Annotated in this window: 21 protein-coding genes; 11 read left to right on the top strand and 10 right to left on the bottom strand. The window is 60.4% G+C overall.

Features of this window, described 5'->3' with window-relative positions; translation table 11 throughout:
* The first annotated feature begins 47 nt into the window (after nt 1-47).
* From ACM6IK_RS16920 to ACM6IK_RS16910, 3 genes are all read left to right on the top strand, one after another.
* Nucleotides 48-1040, top strand: a complete 993-nt coding sequence (locus ACM6IK_RS16920; RefSeq protein ID WP_414875227.1) for a 2-hydroxyacid dehydrogenase — start codon at nt 48-50, stop codon at nt 1038-1040.
* Nucleotides 1041-1117: 77 nt separating this feature from the next.
* Nucleotides 1118-1552 carry a hypothetical protein gene (locus tag ACM6IK_RS16915; RefSeq protein WP_007988765.1) on the top strand — a complete coding sequence of 145 codons (435 nt, stop codon included), beginning with the start codon at nt 1118-1120 and terminating at the stop codon, nt 1550-1552.
* Nucleotides 1552-1956, top strand: coding sequence for an META domain-containing protein (locus ACM6IK_RS16910; RefSeq protein ID WP_115947291.1), 405 nt, complete (start codon nt 1552-1554; stop codon nt 1954-1956). The genes ACM6IK_RS16915 and ACM6IK_RS16910 overlap by 1 nt, the downstream gene beginning before the upstream one ends.
* A 197-nt stretch (nt 1957-2153) precedes the next feature.
* Here the strand turns inward: ACM6IK_RS16910 and ACM6IK_RS16905 are convergent, their stop codons facing one another.
* On the bottom strand, nt 2154-2621 hold the full coding sequence (locus ACM6IK_RS16905) for a TlpA disulfide reductase family protein (RefSeq protein WP_108215282.1): 468 nt from the start codon (nt 2619-2621) through the stop codon (nt 2154-2156).
* A 114-nt stretch (nt 2622-2735) separates the two neighbouring features.
* On the opposite strand from ACM6IK_RS16905, the gene arsC reads away from it, so the two are divergent.
* From arsC to ACM6IK_RS16890, 3 genes are read left to right on the top strand one after another with little or no spacing between them, the layout of a single operon-like run.
* Nucleotides 2736-3089: an arsenate reductase (glutaredoxin) gene (gene arsC, locus ACM6IK_RS16900; protein ID WP_414875226.1), complete on the top strand. Its 354-nt coding sequence runs from the start codon at nt 2736-2738 to the stop codon at nt 3087-3089.
* The gene (gene wrbA, locus ACM6IK_RS16895) at nt 3086-3682 is read left to right on the top strand and encodes an NAD(P)H:quinone oxidoreductase (protein WP_218427344.1); all 597 of its coding nucleotides are present in this window, start codon (nt 3086-3088) and stop codon (nt 3680-3682) included. The genes arsC and wrbA overlap by 4 nt, the downstream gene beginning before the upstream one ends.
* 1 nt (nt 3683) lies before the next feature.
* Nucleotides 3684-4109, top strand: a complete 426-nt coding sequence (locus tag ACM6IK_RS16890; protein WP_414875225.1) for a DUF2069 domain-containing protein — start codon at nt 3684-3686, stop codon at nt 4107-4109.
* 114 nt (nt 4110-4223) lie between these two features.
* Here ACM6IK_RS16890 and ACM6IK_RS16885 read toward each other — a convergent pair whose 3' ends face one another.
* A complete protein-coding gene (locus ACM6IK_RS16885; protein ID WP_414875224.1) occupies nt 4224-4898 on the bottom strand; it encodes a DNA-3-methyladenine glycosylase I in 675 nt (224 codons plus the stop codon).
* Nucleotides 4899-5030: 132 nt separating this feature from the next.
* A complete protein-coding gene (ttcA, locus tag ACM6IK_RS16880) occupies nt 5031-5855 on the bottom strand; it encodes a tRNA 2-thiocytidine(32) synthetase TtcA (protein ID WP_008051493.1) in 825 nt (274 codons plus the stop codon).
* Between the two features lie 326 nt (nt 5856-6181).
* On the opposite strand from ttcA, the gene ACM6IK_RS16875 reads away from it, so the two are divergent.
* Nucleotides 6182-6784, top strand: a complete 603-nt coding sequence (locus ACM6IK_RS16875; RefSeq protein WP_108215276.1) for a Yip1 family protein — start codon at nt 6182-6184, stop codon at nt 6782-6784.
* A 158-nt stretch (nt 6785-6942) separates the two neighbouring features.
* A complete protein-coding gene (locus tag ACM6IK_RS16870; RefSeq protein WP_108215275.1) occupies nt 6943-7437 on the top strand; it encodes a SprT family zinc-dependent metalloprotease in 495 nt (164 codons plus the stop codon).
* 135 nt (nt 7438-7572) lie between these two features.
* Here ACM6IK_RS16870 and ACM6IK_RS16865 read toward each other — a convergent pair whose 3' ends face one another.
* On the bottom strand, nt 7573-8748 hold the full coding sequence (locus ACM6IK_RS16865; RefSeq protein WP_414875223.1) for a CaiB/BaiF CoA transferase family protein: 1176 nt from the start codon (nt 8746-8748) through the stop codon (nt 7573-7575).
* A 144-nt stretch (nt 8749-8892) separates the two neighbouring features.
* Entirely contained in the window at nt 8893-10227 is a 1335-nt protein-coding gene (locus ACM6IK_RS16860) for a dicarboxylate/amino acid:cation symporter (RefSeq protein WP_414875222.1), read from the bottom strand.
* A 338-nt stretch (nt 10228-10565) separates the two neighbouring features.
* On the opposite strand from ACM6IK_RS16860, the gene ACM6IK_RS16855 reads away from it, so the two are divergent.
* Complete coding sequence (locus ACM6IK_RS16855) at nt 10566-11564, top strand: AraC family transcriptional regulator (protein ID WP_414875221.1); 999 nt, start codon at nt 10566-10568, stop codon at nt 11562-11564.
* Between the two features lie 138 nt (nt 11565-11702).
* Here the strand turns inward: ACM6IK_RS16855 and ACM6IK_RS16850 are convergent, their stop codons facing one another.
* The 3 genes from ACM6IK_RS16850 to ACM6IK_RS16840 form a co-directional block, all read right to left on the bottom strand.
* On the bottom strand, nt 11703-13049 hold the full coding sequence (locus ACM6IK_RS16850; protein WP_414875220.1) for an ATP-binding protein: 1347 nt from the start codon (nt 13047-13049) through the stop codon (nt 11703-11705).
* On the bottom strand, nt 13046-13723 hold the full coding sequence (locus ACM6IK_RS16845) for a response regulator (protein ID WP_414875219.1): 678 nt from the start codon (nt 13721-13723) through the stop codon (nt 13046-13048). Before ACM6IK_RS16845 ends, ACM6IK_RS16850 begins: the two co-directional genes overlap by 4 nt.
* A gap of 120 nt (nt 13724-13843) precedes the next feature.
* A complete protein-coding gene (locus ACM6IK_RS16840) occupies nt 13844-14446 on the bottom strand; it encodes a porin family protein (RefSeq protein ID WP_218427327.1) in 603 nt (200 codons plus the stop codon).
* Nucleotides 14447-14591: 145 nt separating this feature from the next.
* Here ACM6IK_RS16840 and ACM6IK_RS16835 point away from each other — a divergent pair, with 145 nt between their 5' ends.
* Nucleotides 14592-15383 carry a dienelactone hydrolase family protein gene (locus ACM6IK_RS16835; RefSeq protein WP_414875218.1) on the top strand — a complete coding sequence of 264 codons (792 nt, stop codon included), beginning with the start codon at nt 14592-14594 and terminating at the stop codon, nt 15381-15383.
* Between the two features lie 162 nt (nt 15384-15545).
* A complete protein-coding gene (locus ACM6IK_RS16830; protein WP_414875217.1) occupies nt 15546-16271 on the top strand; it encodes a 4'-phosphopantetheinyl transferase family protein in 726 nt (241 codons plus the stop codon).
* A 126-nt stretch (nt 16272-16397) separates the two neighbouring features.
* Here ACM6IK_RS16830 and ACM6IK_RS16825 read toward each other — a convergent pair whose 3' ends face one another.
* Nucleotides 16398-18008: an ATP-binding protein gene (locus ACM6IK_RS16825; protein ID WP_414875216.1), complete on the bottom strand. Its 1611-nt coding sequence runs from the start codon at nt 18006-18008 to the stop codon at nt 16398-16400.
* Nucleotides 18005-18727 (bottom strand): response regulator, encoded by a 723-nt coding sequence (locus ACM6IK_RS16820; protein WP_414875215.1) that lies wholly within the window; start codon nt 18725-18727, stop codon nt 18005-18007. Before ACM6IK_RS16820 ends, ACM6IK_RS16825 begins: the two co-directional genes overlap by 4 nt.
* Nucleotides 18728-19061 lie beyond the last annotated feature (334 nt).

Below are 19061 nucleotides of genomic sequence, written 5' to 3'. Positions count from 1 at the left end.
GTAGGAGCTGGCTTGCCAGCGCCTGCAGAAACGGGAGAGAGGACATCATGCGTACGATTCTTTTCAGCAGCCAGAACTACGACCGCGACAGTTTTCTCGCGGCCGGGCAACCGGCGGGCATCGAGCTGCACTTTCAGCCTGCGCGCCTGAGCCTGGACACGGTGGCGCTCGCCCATGGGTATGAAGCGGTCTGTGCGTTCATCAATGATGACCTCGGCGCGGCGGTGCTCGAGCGCCTGGCCGCCGCAGGCACACGCCTGATCGCCCTGCGCTCGGCTGGTTACAACCACGTCGACTTGCCGACGGCAAAGCGTCTGGGGCTGGCCATCGTGCGCGTCCCGGCCTATTCGCCCCACGCCGTGGCCGAACACGCGGTGGCGCTGATCCTCGCGCTCAACCGCCGCTTGCCCCGCGCCTACAACCGCACTCGCGAAGGGGATTTCAGATTGCAGGGGCTGACCGGTTTCGACCTGGCGGGCAAGACCGTCGGTGTGGTCGGCACCGGGCAGATCGGCGCCACCTTCGCCAAAATCATGAACGGTTTTGGCTGCCAGTTACTGGCCTACGACCCCTACCCCAACCCGCAGGTCGAAGCCCTCGGCGCCCGCTACCTGAGCCTGCCACAGCTGCTGGCCGAATCGCAGATCATCAGCCTGCACTGCCCGCTCAACGAGCAAAGCAAGCACTTGATCAATCGCCAATCCCTGGCGCAGATGCAACCGGGTGCGATGCTGATCAACACCGGGCGTGGCGGCCTGGTGGACACGCCGGCGCTGATCGATGCCCTGAAAGAAGGTCGCCTGGGTTACCTGGGCCTGGATGTGTATGAAGAAGAGGCGCAGTTGTTCTTCGAGGACCGCTCCGACCTGCCACTGCAAGACGATGTACTGGCCCGGTTGCTGACCTTCCCTAACGTGATCGTCACCGCGCACCAGGCCTTTCTGACCCGCGAAGCCCTGGACGCGATTGCCGCCACCACATTACGCAACATTGCAGCCTGGATGGCGGGCACACCGGAAAATCAGGTGACGGGAGACTGAAACGGATCGAAGGTCATCTGCCTGCGCGATGCCGCGTGCAAGCCCGTGCTAGCATATCGCGCATATTTGGAGGACCCATGGTCGAACACGATTTCCGCTACAGCCTGATGAACCCGCAACACACCCTCACCGAATGCCGCGCCCTGGTGCCGGGGCGTTATCAGGTCACCGGCAACGGTGGCTCGATTCGCAACAACGACGTGCTGGTCGTGACCCTCAAGGGTGCCAAGGACTTGTCCATGCGCCTGACCGTCGAAACGGTTCGCCACCTGATCAACCCGCCCGGTCAATGGGTCGCGGTGGCCAGTGGTCCGGTATTCGGCGAACTGGCTATTCATACCTGGCAGGTGAACTGTGACAGCTGCGCCAAAGAGCTGAGCTTCGAGTTCGCCGTCGATGCCAAGCTGGGCAACAAGGCCGAAAAGCCTGCCGCCACTGCGCGGATTGCCGAGCTGGGCTGGACCACCGTTGGCGAGAAACACCTGTGCCCGAAATGCCAGGAGCCTGCGTGATGAAACGCCTCGCTCTGAGCGCGATGGCCGGTGCCAGCCTGCTGGGCTGCGCCGCCGAGCCGGTGCAGTTGCAACAAAACCGCAGCTACATTCTGGAATGGATCGGCGAGCGGCCGTTGATGGACTACAGCCACCTGACCATCACCTTCGCTGAAGACGGCCGGGCCTATGGCAATGGCGGCTGTAACCACTGGTTCGCACCGTACACCCTCGATGGCGACAAACTGACTTTCGGCAAAATCGGCAGCACCCGCAAACTGTGTGCACCGGCGCTGATGGAACAGGAAAAACGCTTCCTCCAGGCTCTGGAAAACGTCCAGCGCTGGGACGTCTCCCCGATCGAGCAGATCCGCTTCTGGCCAGCCGAAGGCAAGCCGCTGCGTTGGTGGCTTGAGGAGGGTTGATCACCCCTCTCCTGCATCCTGGTGAATAACTGTGGCGAGGGAGCTTGCTCCCGCTGGGCTGCGAAGCAGCCCTAAACCCAGTCACCACTTTTCGTCAGTTGAACCGTGTAGAACGGTTTTGCGACTGCTACGCAGTCGAGCGGGAGCAAGCTCCCTCGCCACAAAAGCACACTTGCCACGAAGTGTTCCTTCACAGATCAGTTTTTCGCCTGCAACGCCTCAAGCTTCGCCATCACCCCCGCCGCCGTCTGTTCCCCCATCAACTGCTCACGCACCTTGCCCTTGTTATCGATGATATATGTCACCGGCAACGCCTCGCTGCGCGGCAGCTCGAACAGCTCGGTAGGGTCCTGTGCCAGCACGGTGAACCTGATCCCCAGCTTCTCGCTCGCGCCCTTCAGCTCCTGCCCCTGGACGTTGTCGAAGTTGACCCCGAACACGCCGATTTTCTTGTCCTTGAGCTGCTCGGCCAAGGCATTCAACTCCGGGATCTCGGTACGGCAAGGCCCGCACCATTCTGCCCAGTAGTTGAGTACCAACCATTTGCCATCCAGTCGGTCGGCGGCGATCTTGTGGCCGTCCTGGTCGATGCCATAGTCATTCCCGCAGCCCCCCAGCATCAATGCACCGATGATCGCCAATGCCGCTGCCAGTCGCCTTGTCATGTCGTGTTCCTTGTCAAATATTGAATACGCCTGCGACCCATCGCCTCTCACGGTTCTGGATTGCGCGCTGCACAGTTAGAATAGCCGCCACCTTACGCAAGATGCGACCCGCTCATGACCGATCTGACGCTTTATCACAACCCGCGCTGCTCGAAATCCCGCGGTGCGCTCGAACTGCTTGAAGCCCGTGGCCTGACGCCTACCGTGGTCCGTTACCTGGACACTCCGCTGGACGCCGCGCAAATCCAGAGCCTGCTGGGCAAACTCGGGATCAGCGCCCGGCAATTGCTACGCACCGGCGAGGACGAGTACAAAACCCTCGGCCTGGCCGACGACAGCCTGAGCGAAGCGCAATTGATCGCCGCTATCGCCACCCACCCGAAACTGATGGAGCGACCGATTCTCGAAGTCGGTGACAAAGCCATCATCGGCCGCCCACCGGAGCAGATCCTGGAACTGTTGCCATGAGTGCACCGTACATTCTGGTTCTGTACTACAGCCGCAGCGGCTCGACCAACGAAATGGCCCGGCAGATTGCCCGCGGTGTCGAACAGGCCGGGCTTGAAGCGCGCCTGCGCACGGTGCCGGCGATCTCGACCGAATGCGAAGCCGTGTCTGCGCAGATTCCCGACGAAGGCGCGCTGTACGCCAGCCTCGACGACCTGAAGAACTGCGCAGGCCTGGCACTCGGCAGCCCGACTCGCTTCGGTAACATGGCCGCACCGCTCAAGTACTTCCTCGACGGCACCAGCAACCTGTGGCTGACCGGCGCCCTTGTGGGTAAACCGGCGGGGGTATTCACCTCCACCGCGAGCCTGCACGGCGGCCAGGAAACCACGCTGCTGTCGATGATGCTGCCGTTGCTGCACCACGGCATGCTGATCACCGGCCTGCCGTACAGTGAAGCGGCACTGCTGGAAACCCAGGGCGGCGGCACGCCATACGGCGCCAGCCACCATGCCGGTGCCGACGGCAAAAGCGGTCTGGATGCCCATGAAGTGGCGCTGTGCCGCGCGCTGGGTATGCGCCTGGCGAAGACTGCACAGAAACTGGAGAGCTGAGGTGGCAAAAAAGCCAAAGATTCTGCCCGCCCTCGAATGGCTCGAGCCACGCGTCAAGGCGATGCGTGTCATCAGTCTGCTGTGCTTTTTCGGCCTGGTGGGATTGCTGTGCATCTACTACCTGTTGGTCGCCGACCTGCACGGCGCCCGGCCATGGGTGATTCTGTCGATCGAGCTGGTGCCGTTGCTGATCCTGGCACCGGGGATGATCGTCGGCAGCCCACGCGGGCATTCGTGGATGTGCTTTGTGGTGAACCTGTATTTCATCAAAGGCGCATTGGCCGCGTATGACCCGAACCGGCAGATGTTCGGTTTGCTGGAGATGGGCGCAAGCCTGGCGGTGTTTTGCTCGGCGCTGTTGTATGTGCGCTGGCGGTATCAGTTGAACCGCAAGCTGGCGGGTGAAGGCGAAATCTCCGTCGCCTGATCTGACGCTATCGCGAGCAAGCTCGCTCCCACAGGATCACTGTTGAAACACAAATGTGTGATCGACGCAAAAACCTGTGGGAGCGGGCTTGCCCGCGATTGGGGCAACCCGGTCTCAATGATTCACTGTATAAGCCAGCATCATCGAAATCTGGCTCATCGGCCGTCCGCCACTTTCTTCATGCCACTGGTTGAACACGTCCTGCACCAACGCCAGGTCGCGCAGGCTGCTCGGCACCTTGTCGATGATGTCCTGCGCATTCAGCGCCGCCACCACGTCATAGCTCGGTACAAAGGTGTCCTTGCCGATCATCCGCAAGAAGCGCGGGGCAGACAGACCACCCAACTGATGTCCGCGTTTTTTCAGGAAGGTCCAGAGCCCGACGATATCGGTCACTGGCCAATCGGCGATCAGCGCGCCGAAGCTGCCCTTTTCATGGGCCACGTCCAGTATGAACTGCGCATTGCGCGGCACACTCTTGAGCTTGCCCAGGTGACGGATGATCCGCGTGTCCTGCATTAGCCGCTCCAGGTGCTCGGCGCTCATCAGCACGACTTTTTCCGGGTCGAACTTGAAGAACACTTCTTCGAAGGCTGGCCACTTGGCATCCACCAGGCTGTGCTTGAGCCCGGCGCGGAATACCCGCAGTGCCATCGTCGAGAGGTAGCGATCGTCGCTGATCCTGCGCAATTGTTCCGGGTTTTTGGGAACGGGCAGATGGGCTTCCAGTTCAGCCGCCGAACCGAAGCGGTTCAGACAGTATTCATTGAGCCACTTGTAATCGCGCATGCCCTCTCCTGAAGGTTACAAACGAAAAAACCAATGTAGGAGTGAGCCTGCTCGCGATCGCGGTGAGCCATTCAACTTTGATGTCGACTGACACTGCGCGATCGCGAGCAGGCTCACTCCTACAGTTTTTGGCTAAAGATTGACCACGTTAACGAATCGCGAAGCCGCGCTTTCGTCGATCTTCAGGCTAGTGAAATCGAACAGGTTGCGGTCCGCCAGTTGCGACGGGATCACGTTCTGCAGGCTGCGGAAAATGCTCTCGGTACGGCCCGGGGTCTTGCGCTCCCAGTCCAGCAGCATTTCCTTGACCACCTGACGCTGCAGGTTTTCCTGGGAGCCACAGAGGTTGCACGGGATGATCGGGAACTGCTTGAAGTCCGAGTAGGCCTGGATGTCTTTTTCGTTGCAGTAGGCCAGCGGGCGGATCACCACGTTACGGCCATCGTCGGCGCGCAGCTTCGGTGGCATAGCCTTGAGCGAACCGTTGAAGAACATGTTCAGGAAGAACGTTTCGACGATGTCGTCGCGGTGGTGACCGAGGGCCATCTTGGTCGCGCCGATTTCGTCGGCGAAGGTGTAGAGCGTTCCGCGACGCAGGCGCGAGCACAGCGAGCAGGTGGTCTTGCCTTCCGGGATCAGCTCCTTGACCACCGAGTAAGTGTCTTTCTCGACGATGTGGTACTCGATACCCAGTTCTTTGAGGTAGGCCGGCAGCACGTGCTCCGGGAAGCCCGGCTGCTTCTGGTCCATGTTCACGGCCACGATCTCGAACTTGATCGGCGCGACCTTCTGCAAGTGCATCAGCACATCGAGCATGGTGTAGCTGTCCTTGCCACCGGACAGGCAGACCATGACCTTGTCGCCGTCTTCAATCATGTTGAAATCGGCAACCGCCTCACCGGCCAGTCGGCGAAGGCGCTTTTGCAGTTTGTTCTGGTTGACCGTGAGAGTGCCCATGACGCGAAATCCGTGAGGTATGACGAAAGGCGGGCATTTTACGCAAATTCTTTGCACTTGTGGCGAGGGGGCTTCCTGCGGCGTTCCGACAAGCCCCCTCGCCACAGAAAGCTTCCCCATCTTCAATTCCCTTACAGACCCGGCCGCGATTAACAACGGGGTTTACAGCGCGATTTGCTCTAAAGCCCCTACTTCCTCTGGGGAAACTCCTCCCTATACTGCGACATAAGGTCATATACAAATTTCAGACCTGTGACTTGCTTGGCCGCATTGGCCCGTAGGCGCTCCACTGGGGGGCGACGGTAAAGACAAGAGGAGTGACTGGCATGATCCATCACGTAGTGGGGCTCTTCACCCACCCTGACCAAGAATGGAAAGAAATCCGTGGCGACCAGGAGGAAAGCATCGGCCACATGTACCTGACCCATACGCTGATCCTCGCGGCGATCCCCGCCGTGTCTGCCTTTATCGGCACCACGCAGGTCGGCTGGGTCATCGGCAATCGGCCTCCCGTAATGCTGACCGTAGAAAGCGCGATATGGATGACCATCATGTCGTACCTGGCGATGCTCGGGGGTGTCGCGGTAATGGGCGCATTCATCCACTGGATGGCCCGCACCTATGACGCCAACCCAAGCCTGGCCCGCTGCATTGCGTTCGCAACCTACACCGCCACGCCGCTGTTCATCGGCGGCCTCGCTGCCTTGTACCCGCACTTGTGGCTGGGGATGATCGTCGGCACCGCCGCCATCTGCTACACGGTGTACTTGCTGTACGTGGGCTTGCCGACATTCATGAACATTCCATCTGACGAAGGTTTCCTGTTTTCAAGTTCGGTGCTAGCCGTAGGCCTGGTGGTGCTGGTCGCCATCATGGCGTTCACCGTGATTGTCTGGGGACTCGGCGTAGGCCCGGTCTACACCAGTTAGCCGCTCATCACCGATAATCAGAAACAACCGACACAGGCCGCCGCAAGGCGGCCTTTTCATTCTTCAGCAAAGAGCAGGCACACGACCATTCGGCACCTTGGCGATTCGCAAGGCCCGAGGGTTGCGGCATACTCGACGTCTCTGGAGATCCATCGAGCATGCCCGAGCAACTCAATACCCGCGTCGAAGACTGTTTCCAACAAGCCGAATCCTTTTTCAAACGACCTTTCAAACGCCCCGTGGTGAGCCTCAAGCTGCGCGGGCAAAAAGCCGGTGTCGCGCATCTGCACGAGAACCTGCTGCGCTTCAATCCGCAGTTGTACCGGGAAAACACCGAAGACTTCCTCAAGCAGACCGTGGCCCATGAGGTCGCGCACCTGATCGCCCATCAGTTGTTCGGCGACCGCATTCAGCCCCATGGCGAAGAGTGGCAATTGATCATGCGCGGCGTATACGAACTGCCGCCCAACCGCTGCCACACCTATGACGTCAAACGCCGCCGCGTGACCCGCTACATCTACAAATGCCCGTGCGCCGACAGCGACTTCCCGTTTTCCGCCCAGCGCCACAGCCTGGTTCGGCAAGGTCGGCGGTATTTGTGCCGGCGGTGTCGCCATACCTTGGTGTTCAGTGGGGAGATGCGAGTCGAGTAGCGGGATGTGTGGTGGCTGTACTGGCCTCTTCGCGGGCAAGCCCGCTCCCACAGTGGTCGGGGTTGCCCACAAAATTTGTAATCAATGCTGATCCCTGTGGGAGCGAGCTTGCTCGCGATGGCGGCCTCTGAGGCACTAGAGAATCACCTTGGCAAACCGCAATTCTGCAATCCGCTCAGCACTGAACCCCAACTCCCCCAACACCTGATCCGTATGCTGCCCCAGCGCCGCGCCAATATGCCGGGGCTCAGGCATCCCTTGCGAAAACTTCAACGGACACGCCATCTGCGCCTGGGTCGAGCCATCGCCACGGGGCACGTCGGTCACCAACTCCCGCGCCTGCAGCTGCGGATGACGCAGCGCTTCTCCCAGGCTCAACACTGGCTCGACACAAGCATCCAACTCCGCGAAAAGCGCGCACAACTCGGCAAAGTCATACTTTTCGAACTCGACCTTCAGCGCGGCTTTAAGCTGTTGCTGATGCGCCGCAGACAGGCCGAGGCCGGCCAGTTCCTCAAGCCCCAACGCCGCGCACAACTGTTTCATGAATGCCGGTTCCAGGCTGCCCACCGACAGCCAGCGCCCATCCCGGGATTGGTAGTAATCGTAGAAGCTGCCGCCATTGAGCACCTGGTCTTCCGGCCCCGGCTCCACGCCACAGGCCAGATACCCGGCACCTGCCAGCGCATTCAGGCTGAACGAGCAGTCGGTCATGCTGACATCCAGGTGCTGGCCCTGACCGGTTTGCTGCCGGGCAATGACCGCCGCCAGCAAGCCGATCACCCCGTGCAGCGAACCACCGGCGACATCCGCCACCTGCATGCCCAACGGTAGCGGCCCACTGTCGGCACGGCCGGTGTAACTCGCCAGCCCGGACAGGGCCAGATAGTTGATGTCATGGCCGGCGCGGTCCTTGTAGGGGCCCGTCTGGCCGTAACCGGTGATCGACACATAAATCAACTTGGGGTTGATCGCCTTCAGGGCTTCGTAGCCCAGGCCCAGACGTTCCATGACACCCGGGCGAAACTGCTCGAGCACGATGTCGTAGTCCTGTAGCAACGACCTGATCACCTCAAGGGCCTCAGGCTGTTTGAGGTCCAGGGCGAGGCTGCGTTTGTTGCGGTTGAGGTAGGCATGGCTGGCTGACACGCCTCGATCATGGGGCGGCAACACCCGCAGCAGATCCATGCGCGTCGGTGACTCGATGCGCAGCACCTCGGCGCCCATGTCCGCCAGCAGCAACGAGGCGAACGGCCCCGGCAGCAGTGTCGAGAAATCCAGAACCTTGAGTGATGCCAGTGGACCGAGCATGAGCATTCTCCCTTAACGATGCCCACAGCCTAGGCAGCCGATCACTTTGCAGCAATCACCTTATACGCCACGCGCAGTGACCGTTACGCTCAATCGCCGAACATGAAAAAACCCGCCGAAGCGGGTTTTTCATTACAACAAGGCTTACTTGGCGTTAGTCGGGGCTACCCCTTCGACGTGGCCCAGAACATCGTCTTTAGGCTCGTCGGCGATGCCGCGACCGCCCGAAGCCAGTTCGGCTTGCAGCACGTCGGTGTCCAGTTCCTTGACCCACTTGGCTACAACGACAGTGGCAACGGCGTTGCCGATCAGGTTGGTCAGGGCACGGGCTTCGGACATGAAGCGGTCGATGCCGAGAATCAGCGCCAGGCCGGCAACCGGCAGGTGGCCCACGGCGGACAGGGTCGCTGCCAGTACGATGAAACCGCTACCGGTCACACCCGCAGCGCCTTTGGAGGACAGCAGCAACACCACCAGCAGGGTGATCTGGTGCGTGATGTCCATGTGGGTGTCGGTTGCCTGGGCAATGAACACCGCGGCCATGGTCAGGTAGATGGCGGTACCGTCGAGGTTGAACGAGTATCCGGTCGGGATCACCAGGCCTACCACGGATTTCTTCGCGCCCAGACGCTCCATCTTGATCAGCATGCGTGGCAGCACCGATTCCGAAGAAGACGTACCGAGCACGATCAGCAGTTCCTCACGGATGTAGCGGATCATCTTCAGCACGCTGAAGCCATGCACGCGAGCGATGGAGCCCAGTACGATCAGGATGAACAGCAGGCAAGTGATGTAGAAGCAAGCCATCAGTTGACCCAGTTGCACCAGCGAGCCGACACCGTAGGCGCCGATGGTGAAGGACATGGCACCGAAGGCACCGATCGGCGCGAGCTTCATGATCATGTTGATGATGTTGAACATCACATGGGCGAAGCGATCGATGAAGTCCAGCAGCGGCTTGCCGTAGGCACCCAGGCGATGCAGGGCGAAACCGAAGATCACCGAGAACATCAGCACTTGCAGGATGTCACCCGTGGCGAATGCGCCAACGATGGTGGCCGGGATCACGTTGAGGAGGAAGCCGATGACACTTTGATCAGCGCCAGCCGCTACGTAGGTAGCGACTTTGGAGGCATCCAGGGTGCTTACGTCGATATGCATGCCAGCACCTGGCTGCACGACGTTGACCACGACCAGACCCACCAGCAAAGCGATGGTCGAAACGATTTCAAAGTAAAGGAGTGCGTAACCGCCAGTCTTGCCGACCGCTTTCATGTCCTGCATGCCAGCGATTCCGCTGACGACGGTGCAGAAGATGATAGGGGCGATGATCATTTTGATCAGCTTGATGAACCCGTCACCCAGCGGTTTTACCGCCACACCGATCTGCGGATAGAAGTGACCGAGCAAAATACCGATGACAATTGCAACGATCACCTGGAAATACAGGGATTTGTACAGTGGCTGACGAGTCGTCATTGCAAAGTTCCTCAAGGGTGCCCGGTGACAACATCCATCTGTTGCCCGCAACACCGCAATTGCGAACCCTCCTGCACTGGAGGGATTTGTTTTTTCGAGCTGCGCAACGGCAGGCATCTGCACGTTGTATCGCAAGGCCCGTGCCACCTTCCGTAAAATCCCTGCAAGCCTGTTGATATCCGGGGTTGCAGCGATTCCCCTGACACCGAACGGTTACAAGCATGTGGCGGATTTCCGCCCTTCCATTAAAAGTCGTCCTGCTATTTGGCGGATATCCGCCCTGTTCATGCCCACGGTGCGCAGCTAACATCCGTCGATCAACGGTCAGACCTGCTGCCATGCGCGAACGCACCATCGCCAGTCATTTCGCCCGCGCCGCCCTTGGTGGTGCGCGTCGGCACGGCTACGACTATTGCGCCGTGCTACAACAACTGGGGATCAGCCCCGAGTTGCTGGACGAGCCCCGGGCACGCATCGCGCCTGAGCAATTTACCCAACTGATCCAGGCGTTATGGCTGGCGCTGGACGACGAGTACCTGGGGTTCGGGCAAGCCCCAAGCAGGCCGGGCAGCTTCGCGATGATGTGCCATGCCGTGATTCACTGTCGCAACCTGGATAAGGCACTCCATCGCGGCTTATTGTTTTATAGCCTATTCCCCGGGGCTCCGCGTTTGACCCTGAGCCGAGAAGATGAATGGGTGCGCCTGAGCCTGGACGATTCGCAACTCTGGGACCCGGACCATTTCCTCAGCGAAAGCCTGCTGGTGATCTGGCACCGTTTCGGCAGCTGGCTGATCGGCCAGCGCATTCGCCTGGAACAGGCCTCGTTCAGCTACCCCCGGCCCGAACACGGCGCCGAGTACGACCTGTTGTTTTCCTGTCCGCTTGAGTTTTCCATGCCCCAGAGCAGCCTGTTGTTTCACAGCCGCTACCTGGCCATGCCGCTGTTGCAGGACGAACGCACCCTCAAGCAGTTCCTCGAGCGCTCCCCCGCCGACCTGCTCTCGCGCCCGGATGACGGCGACAGTTTGAGCAGTCGTCTGCGGCGCCTGCTCAGTCGCGACAGTTCACGCTGGCCCGACCTGGAAGCCGTGGCCGCCCACCTGCACATCAGTCCGCAGACCTTGCGCCGGCATTTGCGGGAAGAGGGTTCGAGCTTTCAGGAGTTGAAGGACCAGTTGCGCCGGGACATCGCGATTTATCACCTGAGCCGCGCTGATCTGTCATTGCAACAGATCGCCGAGCAGCTGGGGTTTTCCGAACCGTCGGCGTTTCACCGGGCGTTCAAGAAGTGGACGGGGCTGACACCTGGGGCTTATCGGGCGCAGGAACATTGAGGTTCAAGGTTCAGCTACCGGGTGAACGCACTGGCCCCATCGCGAGCAGGCTCGCTCCTACAGGGGACCACATTTTCCTTGGGCACATGATCAACTGTGGGAGCGAGGTTGCTCGCGATGGCGTCCGATAAAACACCACTAAACCACCGGAAAAAGAATCCGGAACGCCGCACCACCCATCGGTGAATCGCCCAAGGTCAGCTTGGCGCTGTAGCTCTCGATGATGTCCTTGACCACCGCCAGGCCGATACCCTGCCCCGGGTGCTGGCGATCCAGGCGCTCTCCGCGCTCGAGAATCCGTGCGCGCTGATTTTGTGGTACGCCGGGGCCGTCGTCCTCGACACACAACTCGGTGCCGCTGAGAGTTTCACGCACACTGATGCGTATTTCGCCCAGGCACAGGCGATAGGCGTTTTCCAGCAAATTGCCCATCATTTCCAATAGAGCGCCTTGCTCGATCGGTACGTAACACGGGTCGGGCAAATCGAACGCGACATGCACGCGCTTGTCGCGATAGACCTTGTCCAGTGTGTCGCACAGGCTTTTCAGTACCGGGTGCAAGCGCACCTGATGACGTACCAGACCGCTTTTGCGCAGGCTGGCGCGCTGCAATTGGTAGCTGATCTGCTGGCTCATGCGCTCGATCTGGGTTTGCAGCACCCAGGCCTGATCGCGATCCTCAGGACGCTGGGCCAGGTCTTCACTGACGCCTTGCAACACCGCCAACGGCGTTTTCAGGCTATGGGCCAGGTCATCGAGGGAATCACGGTAGCGACTGCGCTGCTCACGCTCACTGTAAAGCAAACGGTTGAGAGAACCGGTCAGGCGCAGCAACTCCCGGGGATGTTCCTCACTGAGGCTTTCACGGGTACCACCTTCGATCTGGTCCAGTTCCTGGCTCAAGCGCCGCAATGCCTGCAAGCCCCAGGTCAGACCGATCCACAGCAACGCCAGCAGCACCAGCAGTGCCGCGCCAAAACCCAGATAAAGATTTTCCCGCAGGCCTTCGAGGGTCAGTTCGTATTCGCGAACCGGCTGCAGCGCCACGATGCTGAAGGCCGCACTTTTGCCGCCGAGCAACTTGACCTCGACGTCGTAGACAAAGAACTCCTGGCCATTGGCTTCGCGAATCCGCGCAAACTCGTTGCCACGCCCGTCGTAGCGCGGCTTGTAATTGATGCGTTCTTCCTGGGTCGCCTTCGAACGCCAGACCAGGCGCCCTTCCCGGTTATAGATATAGCCGAGCAATCGGCTGTCGGCGAGGTTGAAGCGTTCGTCAGGCAATTGCGCCGGCATCTGCAGGCTGTTGTTCTCCACCCGGGCGGCGGAGATCAACGTGGTCACGTCCGATGCCAGACGCTGCTCGATGGAATCCTGCAACGCCAGGCTGAAGGCCCCCTGCATCGCCGGCAGCAGCGCCAGCATGAACAAAACCGCCAACAGCGTGGCGGCGAGCATCAAGCGAATGCGCAGCGAGCGGATCAAGTGCAACGCTCATTGAACAGGTAGCCCAGGCCGCGCACGGTGTCGATCGGCTTGAACCCGCCCGGCCCCTCCAGTTTGCGGCGCAGGCGGCCGACCAGTACCTCGATCACATTCGGATCGCGCTCCTCGTCATCCGGGTAGAGCTGTTCCATCAAGCGGTCCTTGGGCACCACTTGCTGGTGATGGCGCATCAGGTATTCGAGGATGCGGTACTCGTACGCGGTCAGTGCCAGCGGCTGTTCATCGAGGGACGCCTGCTTGCGGTTCAGATCCAGCAGCAACGGGCCAGCAACGATGGTCGACTGGGTGAAACCGCTGGAGCGGCGCAGCAAGGCATTCAGGCGGGCCTCCAGTTCTTCGAACTGAAACGGCTTGACCACATAATCGTCGGCGCCGGCGGCCAGGCCTTCGACCTTGTCCTGCCAGTTGCCGCGCGCGGTGAGGATCAGGATCGGGAAGGTCTTGCCACTTGAGCGCAACTGGCGGATCAGGTCGAGGCCACTCATGCCCGGCAGTCCGAGGTCGATCACCGCCAGGTCAAAGTTGAACTGCGCGGTCTGGTACAGCGCCTCCTCGGCGTTGGCCACGGACTCGACCACGTGGCCGCTCTCCGTCAGGCGGGTTTTCAGGTGATGACGCAGCAGCGCTTCATCTTCGACGACCAGCAGTTTCATAACGCTCTCCCGGGCAAATCAACATCTCCAGAGGCGCAACGTCGCACCTCGATAGCTAACATGGCAACGCCGGATCAACCATTACGGTTGATCCGGCGCAGGCTGCTCACGAAACGCTTGTCAAAAAGCGTAGTTGGCGGACAGGTAAGTCTGGGCGCTGCTGGTCAGGTCCAGCGAACCCTGCTTGCTGCCACCGCGCTCACTCATCTCGGTGCTGGCGTTAGTGCGCAGGTAACGGTAACCCAGTTCCACCGAGGTTTTCTGCGTAACCTGTTGCAGCACACCCACCTGCCCACCGATGGCATAGCCGATATTGCTGTCGCGGCTGAAGCCTGGCGACTCCTGAGTCATTTTGGTCAGGCCGGCCGTGGCGCCACCGAACAATTTGGTGCTGCCGCCCACCGGGTAGAACAGATCGTAGCTGCCGAGGAGGTTTTCCTGACGCAGTTTAATGCCATTGTGCGAGCCCGACACGTTGTCGTAGGTGGCGTAGTACCGGCCCTTGGTGTTTTGCTGGCCCAGACGAACACCCCAGGTAGTGTCCTTGCCGATCACGCCATCGGCGTTCGGATGATTAAGGTTGTCGTTCAGGGCGTGGGACTTTTTGACCTTGTCGCTGGTCTGTCCAAGAGTAAGGCTGGCGAAGTTGTCGTCGGACGCGAAGGCTGCAGTGCTTGCGCCCAGAACCGTGATTGCCAGAAGCAGTTTTTTGAATCCAGTCATTGGGGAGTTTCCTCATGTGCCGTTTGTTTTTTGGGTACGGGGCAAGGTTACGCACCGCGCCCTGAACTCCCCCTGAACACACTCTGAACCTGGGCTGAACCGTCCCTTCCCGATGCTTCGACAGTTTTCAACAGGAGATCCGACCATGCGCATGTTCTTCGCCGTCCTCCTACTGGCCTTGAGCGGGCTCAGCCAGGCCGCCATCCAGACCAAGGAAATCCCCTACCAAAGTGCCGATGGCACGAAAATGATCGGCTATTACGCTTATGACGATGCCATCAAAGGCCCGCGCCCCGGGGTCGTGGTAGTGCATGAGTTCTGGGGCCTGAACGACTACGCCAAGCGTCGCGCCCGGGATCTCGCCGGCCTGGGCTACAGCGCCCTGGCCATTGACATGTACGGTGACGGTAAAAATACCGAGCACCCCAAAGACGCCATGGCGTTCATGCAAGCTGTGGCAAAAGACAGTGCCGTGTCGAGCGCCAGGTTTCAGGCCGGGCTCGACCTGCTGAAAAAACAACCGCAAACCGATCCGCGTAAAATTGCCGCCATCGGCTACTGCTTCGGTGGTGGCGTGGTGCTCAATGCCGCAAGACAGGGCGTGCCATTGGCAGGCGTGGTGAGTTTCCATGGCGCGCTGGCGACCAATACACCGGCAACGCCAGGCAGCGTCAAGGCGAAGATCCTTGTGGAACACGGGTCGCTGGACAGCATCGTCACCCCGGAAAACATCACGGCTTTCAAGAGCGAGATGGACAAGGCCGGCGCCGACTACCAATTCGTCAGCCTCGACGGCGCCAAACACGGTTTCACCAATCCCGATGCCGATCGTTTGGGCCATGGTGACCATGGCGGGCCGGACATTGGCTACAACAAGGCCGCCGATGAAAAATCCTGGGCGGACATGCAGGCGTTTTTCAAGAAGATCTTTGGTTGAACCGGTAGACCGCGTCGCGGCTATCGCGAGCAGGCTCGCTCCCACAGTGGATTTATGTCATTTGCACAATTGCTGTGGGAGCGAGCCTGCTCGCGAAGGCAGCACCACCGACCTGAAGCTTTGCACTACCCAGCCTTGAGCCAACCCGGCAAAATGCCTGATATGAATTCAAGCCCCGCCCTGCCCGTCTGCTGCACGCCCCTCGATGACCATTGGCCGCTGCCGTTTGTGCTGCCCGATACGGTCCTGTTGAGTACTCACTTCGATAGCGCCCGACTGACCAGCGATGATTTTCAGCGCAGCGCCGTCGAAGCGCCGGCGAGCATCCAGCGCTCGGTCGCCAAACGACAGGCAGAGTTTCTCGCCGGGCGAGTGTGTGCCCGGGCCGCGTTACAGCAGCTCGAAGGTTTGAGCTTCATTCCGGCCATCGGTGAAGACCGCGCACCGGTCTGGCCTGCTCATATCACTGGCTCGATCACCCACAGCACTGGCCGGGCTGCGGCGATCGTGGCGAACAAAAACCATTGGCGCGGCCTGGGCATGGATCTGGAAAACCTGCTCAATGCCGAACGGGCCGAACGCCTGGCCGGGGAAATCCTCAATCCGCCGGAGCTACAGCGCATGGCGGCAGGTGGTCACGATCAACGGGCATTGCTGGTCACCCTGACCTTCTCGGTCAAGGAAAGCCTGTTCAAGGCGCTCTATCCGATCGTTCAGCAACGCTTTTATTTCGAACACGCCGAAGTGCTGGAGTGGCGTGAGTCGGGTGAGGTGCGGTTGCGATTGCTTACTGATTTGTCCAGCGAATGGCGCAACGGCACCGAGCTGGATGCGCAGTTCGGGGTCAAGGATGGGCAGTTGTTGAGTCTGGTCAGCATCAAGGCCTGAAGACTCTCGGTGTTTGGAATGCCCCCATCGCGAGCAAGCTCGCTCCCACAGGGATTTGTGGCGTGACACAGATCCAGTGTGGGAGCGAGCTTGCTCGCGATGGCGGCAGTAGACTCATTACAAAATTCAGCGCTTCTCCTGATTTCTCGGCCAGCTCAAGCTGAAACACGCCCCGCCAAGGCTTTTGCTCTTGCCGATCAACGCCCGCCCGTCATGCCAATGGATGATTCGCCGCACGATCGACAACCCCAATCCATGCCCGCCTGACGCCCGGGTGCGGCTGTCGTCGAGTCGCAGGAACGGCGTGAAGATTTTCTCCCACGCCGACTCCGGCACACCCGGCCCGTCATCCTCGATATCCACCCGGCATCGCTGCTGCCCCACCTGATAGCTGATAGTCACCCGTGATTGCGCATGGCGCATGGCGTTGCTCACCAGGTTCTGGATCGCCCGGTGCAGGTAGCGCGGCTCGGCCTCGACCCAGGCATCGTCGTTATCGGCGGCCGACAGGCACAACCCACGTTGCACCGTGACGTCGGCACGCAACGGCGCCAGTTCTTCGATCACCTGATTGACCAAGGCATCCAGATCGATCCGCTGGAAGTTCAGCGCCGGCGAACCCTGTTCGAGCCGCGCATAGGTCAGCATCTCGTCCACCAACCGGTCGAGGTCCTCGATGTCGTGGTCCATGCCCTGGCAGTATTTTTCCAGGGCTTGCGGCGTGGTGGCCGAACCGACCATCTCCAGGCCAAAGCGCAGGCGGGCTACCGGCGTGCGCAATTCGTGGGACACCGCGCGCACCAGTTCGCGCTGGATCGCCAGCAACTGCTGCAAGTGCTCGGCCATGCCGTTGAACGCCGAGGCCAGCCGCCCCACAGAGTCCGCGCCGCGCGCCGGCACGCGGGTTTCCAGGCTGCCCTTGGCAATGCGCGTGGCGGCAGCTTCGAGGCCACGCAAGCGTCGCTCCAGCTGACGCACCAGCAGATAGACGATCAAACCGATCAGCGTCAGGCCCAGCGCGGCAATCAGCACCAGCCATTCCGGGGGATAAGGATTCATCTGATACAACGGGCCGATTTCCAGGACCCACGGCGTGCCGACCATGCCGGCAAATACCCGGATCGAATCGCCGCCCTTGCCCAGCGCCATCACCGTGTCGCCCTCTGACACCCGACGACGCTGGTCTTCGTCCATGTCCGCCTCGTCAACCGTGACCAGACGCAGGTCGAAACCGAAGCCCTTGTCTTGCTTCAATTGCGCCAGGCGCAGGGGCTGGTCGGCGACCGGGGTGCGCACCAGTTCATCGGTCAACAGGTAGATGGTCGCCCGGGCCAGTTGCTCGCTGATCTGCTGCACTTCCCCGGTGAGCATCAACTGTTCCTTGTCGCTGACCAGCTTGAATACCTTCGCCGCATGCGGGCCGGTCTGTTCCACCAATGCCTGGCCGCGCAACACACGAGTGCGCTGGGTCAGGTCGAGGTCGGTCTCGGCAAAGTTTTTCAGCGCCAGCGGAATGCCCAGCAGCCGCTCCCACACCAGCAAGGCCCGGTGGCGCTCGGTCTGGTTCATCGGTTGCAGGTTGTCGGCCATCAGCGAGAACGTGCCGTGGGCCAGGCGTTCGCGGTATTGCTCGCTGCGCACCTGATTGAGCAGGTGCAATGCCAGCACACCGAGCACCGCCACCAGAATCAGCGCAGCACACATGCCGCCATAGATACGCAGGAAGATCGAGTTCACAGGGTCTGGTCTACGCAGGCCTCAGGAACGAACAGATAGCCTTTGCTGCGCACGGTCTTGATCAGCCGTGGATGCTCCGGGTCATCGCCGATCTTCGGGCGGATACGCGAGATGCGCACATCGATGGAGCGGTCCTGACCGTCATAGCCGATGCCCCGCAGTGCGGTGAAAATCTCTTCCCGGGACAGAATGCGCCCGGCATTGGCCACCAACAGCCAGAGCAAGTCGAATTCGGCGCTCGTCAACTCGATGCCGTCGCCCTGCAACCAGGCTTCGCGCAAGGCGTTGTCGACGATCAGCGGGCCGAACTGGACTCGCCGCTGTTTTTCCGGGGCGACTTCGGGTGCTTCACTGCGACGCAGCAGGGCCTGGATGCGCGCCAGCAACAGACGCGGGCGTACCGGCTTGCACACATAGTCGTCAGCGCCCAGGTCCAGGCCGAGAATCTGGTCAGTGTCATCGGTGCGGGCGGTGAGCATCAGGATCGGGCCGTCATAGCGGGCGCGGACCTTGCGGCAAATGCTCAGGCCATCTTCGCCGGGGAGCATCAGGTCGAGGATCACCAGGTCCGGTTGTTCCTTGATGATGCGGTTCGCAGCGAGCGCACCATCGCCTTCGATCGATACGCGCAGGCCATTGGCTTCCAGGTAATCGCGGGTCAGTTCAGCCAGTCGCTGGTCGTCCTCCACAATCAATACCTGCCAGGCTTCTTGCTCCACGGGTGACCTCTACTTGCCAGAAACACTAATAAGGAAGGATCCACCCGTCTTTTTGTAATGATTCGGGGGGACAAATATGTATACACGCTGGGCCGATTGTATAAACGCCGCCCGTCGAGAACACAAGCGGGTAAATGCGTTCGGACGACGCGGTGTTTTGTGATAGGGTTCGCGCCCTTAAAAATCCGCCGAAGCATTTTCGATCATAGAAAAATGCTGAAAAAAGGTCCGGTCCAGCAAGGTCGCGGCCTACACGTCGATTCGCTCTTTCACACACAATTTACGCACAGGTTTATCCACAGGCAGTACGTTGCAATCGCCCCCCAAAACGCAT

Origin of the sequence: Pseudomonas sp. IT-196MI5 (assembly GCF_949767415.1) — a bacterium.
Classification (GTDB): domain Bacteria; phylum Pseudomonadota; class Gammaproteobacteria; order Pseudomonadales; family Pseudomonadaceae; genus Aquipseudomonas.
This window is presented reverse-complemented; position numbering and strand designations above follow the sequence as displayed.

Bases quoted from the DNA above. Each gene is read 5' to 3' on its own strand.
- ACM6IK_RS16915 (WP_007988765.1), top strand. From the start codon at position 1,118: ATGGTCGAACACGATTTCCGCTACAGCCTGATGAACCCGCAACACACC.
- ACM6IK_RS16835 (WP_414875218.1), top strand. From the start codon at position 14,592: ATGCGCATGTTCTTCGCCGTCCTCCTACTGGCCTTGAGCGGGCTCAGC.
- ACM6IK_RS16870 (WP_108215275.1), top strand. From the start codon at position 6,943: ATGCCCGAGCAACTCAATACCCGCGTCGAAGACTGTTTCCAACAAGCC.
- ACM6IK_RS16845 (WP_414875219.1), bottom strand. From the start codon at position 13,723: ATGAAACTGCTGGTCGTCGAAGATGAAGCGCTGCTGCGTCATCACCTG.
- ACM6IK_RS16830 (WP_414875217.1), top strand. From the start codon at position 15,546: ATGAATTCAAGCCCCGCCCTGCCCGTCTGCTGCACGCCCCTCGATGAC.
- arsC (WP_414875226.1), top strand. From the start codon at position 2,736: ATGACCGATCTGACGCTTTATCACAACCCGCGCTGCTCGAAATCCCGC.
- ACM6IK_RS16860 (WP_414875222.1), bottom strand. From the start codon at position 10,227: ATGACGACTCGTCAGCCACTGTACAAATCCCTGTATTTCCAGGTGATC.
- ACM6IK_RS16865 (WP_414875223.1), bottom strand. From the start codon at position 8,748: ATGCTCGGTCCACTGGCATCACTCAAGGTTCTGGATTTCTCGACACTG.
- ACM6IK_RS16920 (WP_414875227.1), top strand. From the start codon at position 48: ATGCGTACGATTCTTTTCAGCAGCCAGAACTACGACCGCGACAGTTTT.
- ACM6IK_RS16840 (WP_218427327.1), bottom strand. From the start codon at position 14,446: ATGACTGGATTCAAAAAACTGCTTCTGGCAATCACGGTTCTGGGCGCA.
- ttcA (WP_008051493.1), bottom strand. From the start codon at position 5,855: ATGGGCACTCTCACGGTCAACCAGAACAAACTGCAAAAGCGCCTTCGC.
- ACM6IK_RS16905 (WP_108215282.1), bottom strand. From the start codon at position 2,621: ATGACAAGGCGACTGGCAGCGGCATTGGCGATCATCGGTGCATTGATG.
- ACM6IK_RS16875 (WP_108215276.1), top strand. From the start codon at position 6,182: ATGATCCATCACGTAGTGGGGCTCTTCACCCACCCTGACCAAGAATGG.
- wrbA (WP_218427344.1), top strand. From the start codon at position 3,086: ATGAGTGCACCGTACATTCTGGTTCTGTACTACAGCCGCAGCGGCTCG.
- ACM6IK_RS16855 (WP_414875221.1), top strand. From the start codon at position 10,566: ATGCGCGAACGCACCATCGCCAGTCATTTCGCCCGCGCCGCCCTTGGT.
- ACM6IK_RS16910 (WP_115947291.1), top strand. From the start codon at position 1,552: ATGAAACGCCTCGCTCTGAGCGCGATGGCCGGTGCCAGCCTGCTGGGC.
- ACM6IK_RS16885 (WP_414875224.1), bottom strand. From the start codon at position 4,898: ATGCGCGATTACAAGTGGCTCAATGAATACTGTCTGAACCGCTTCGGT.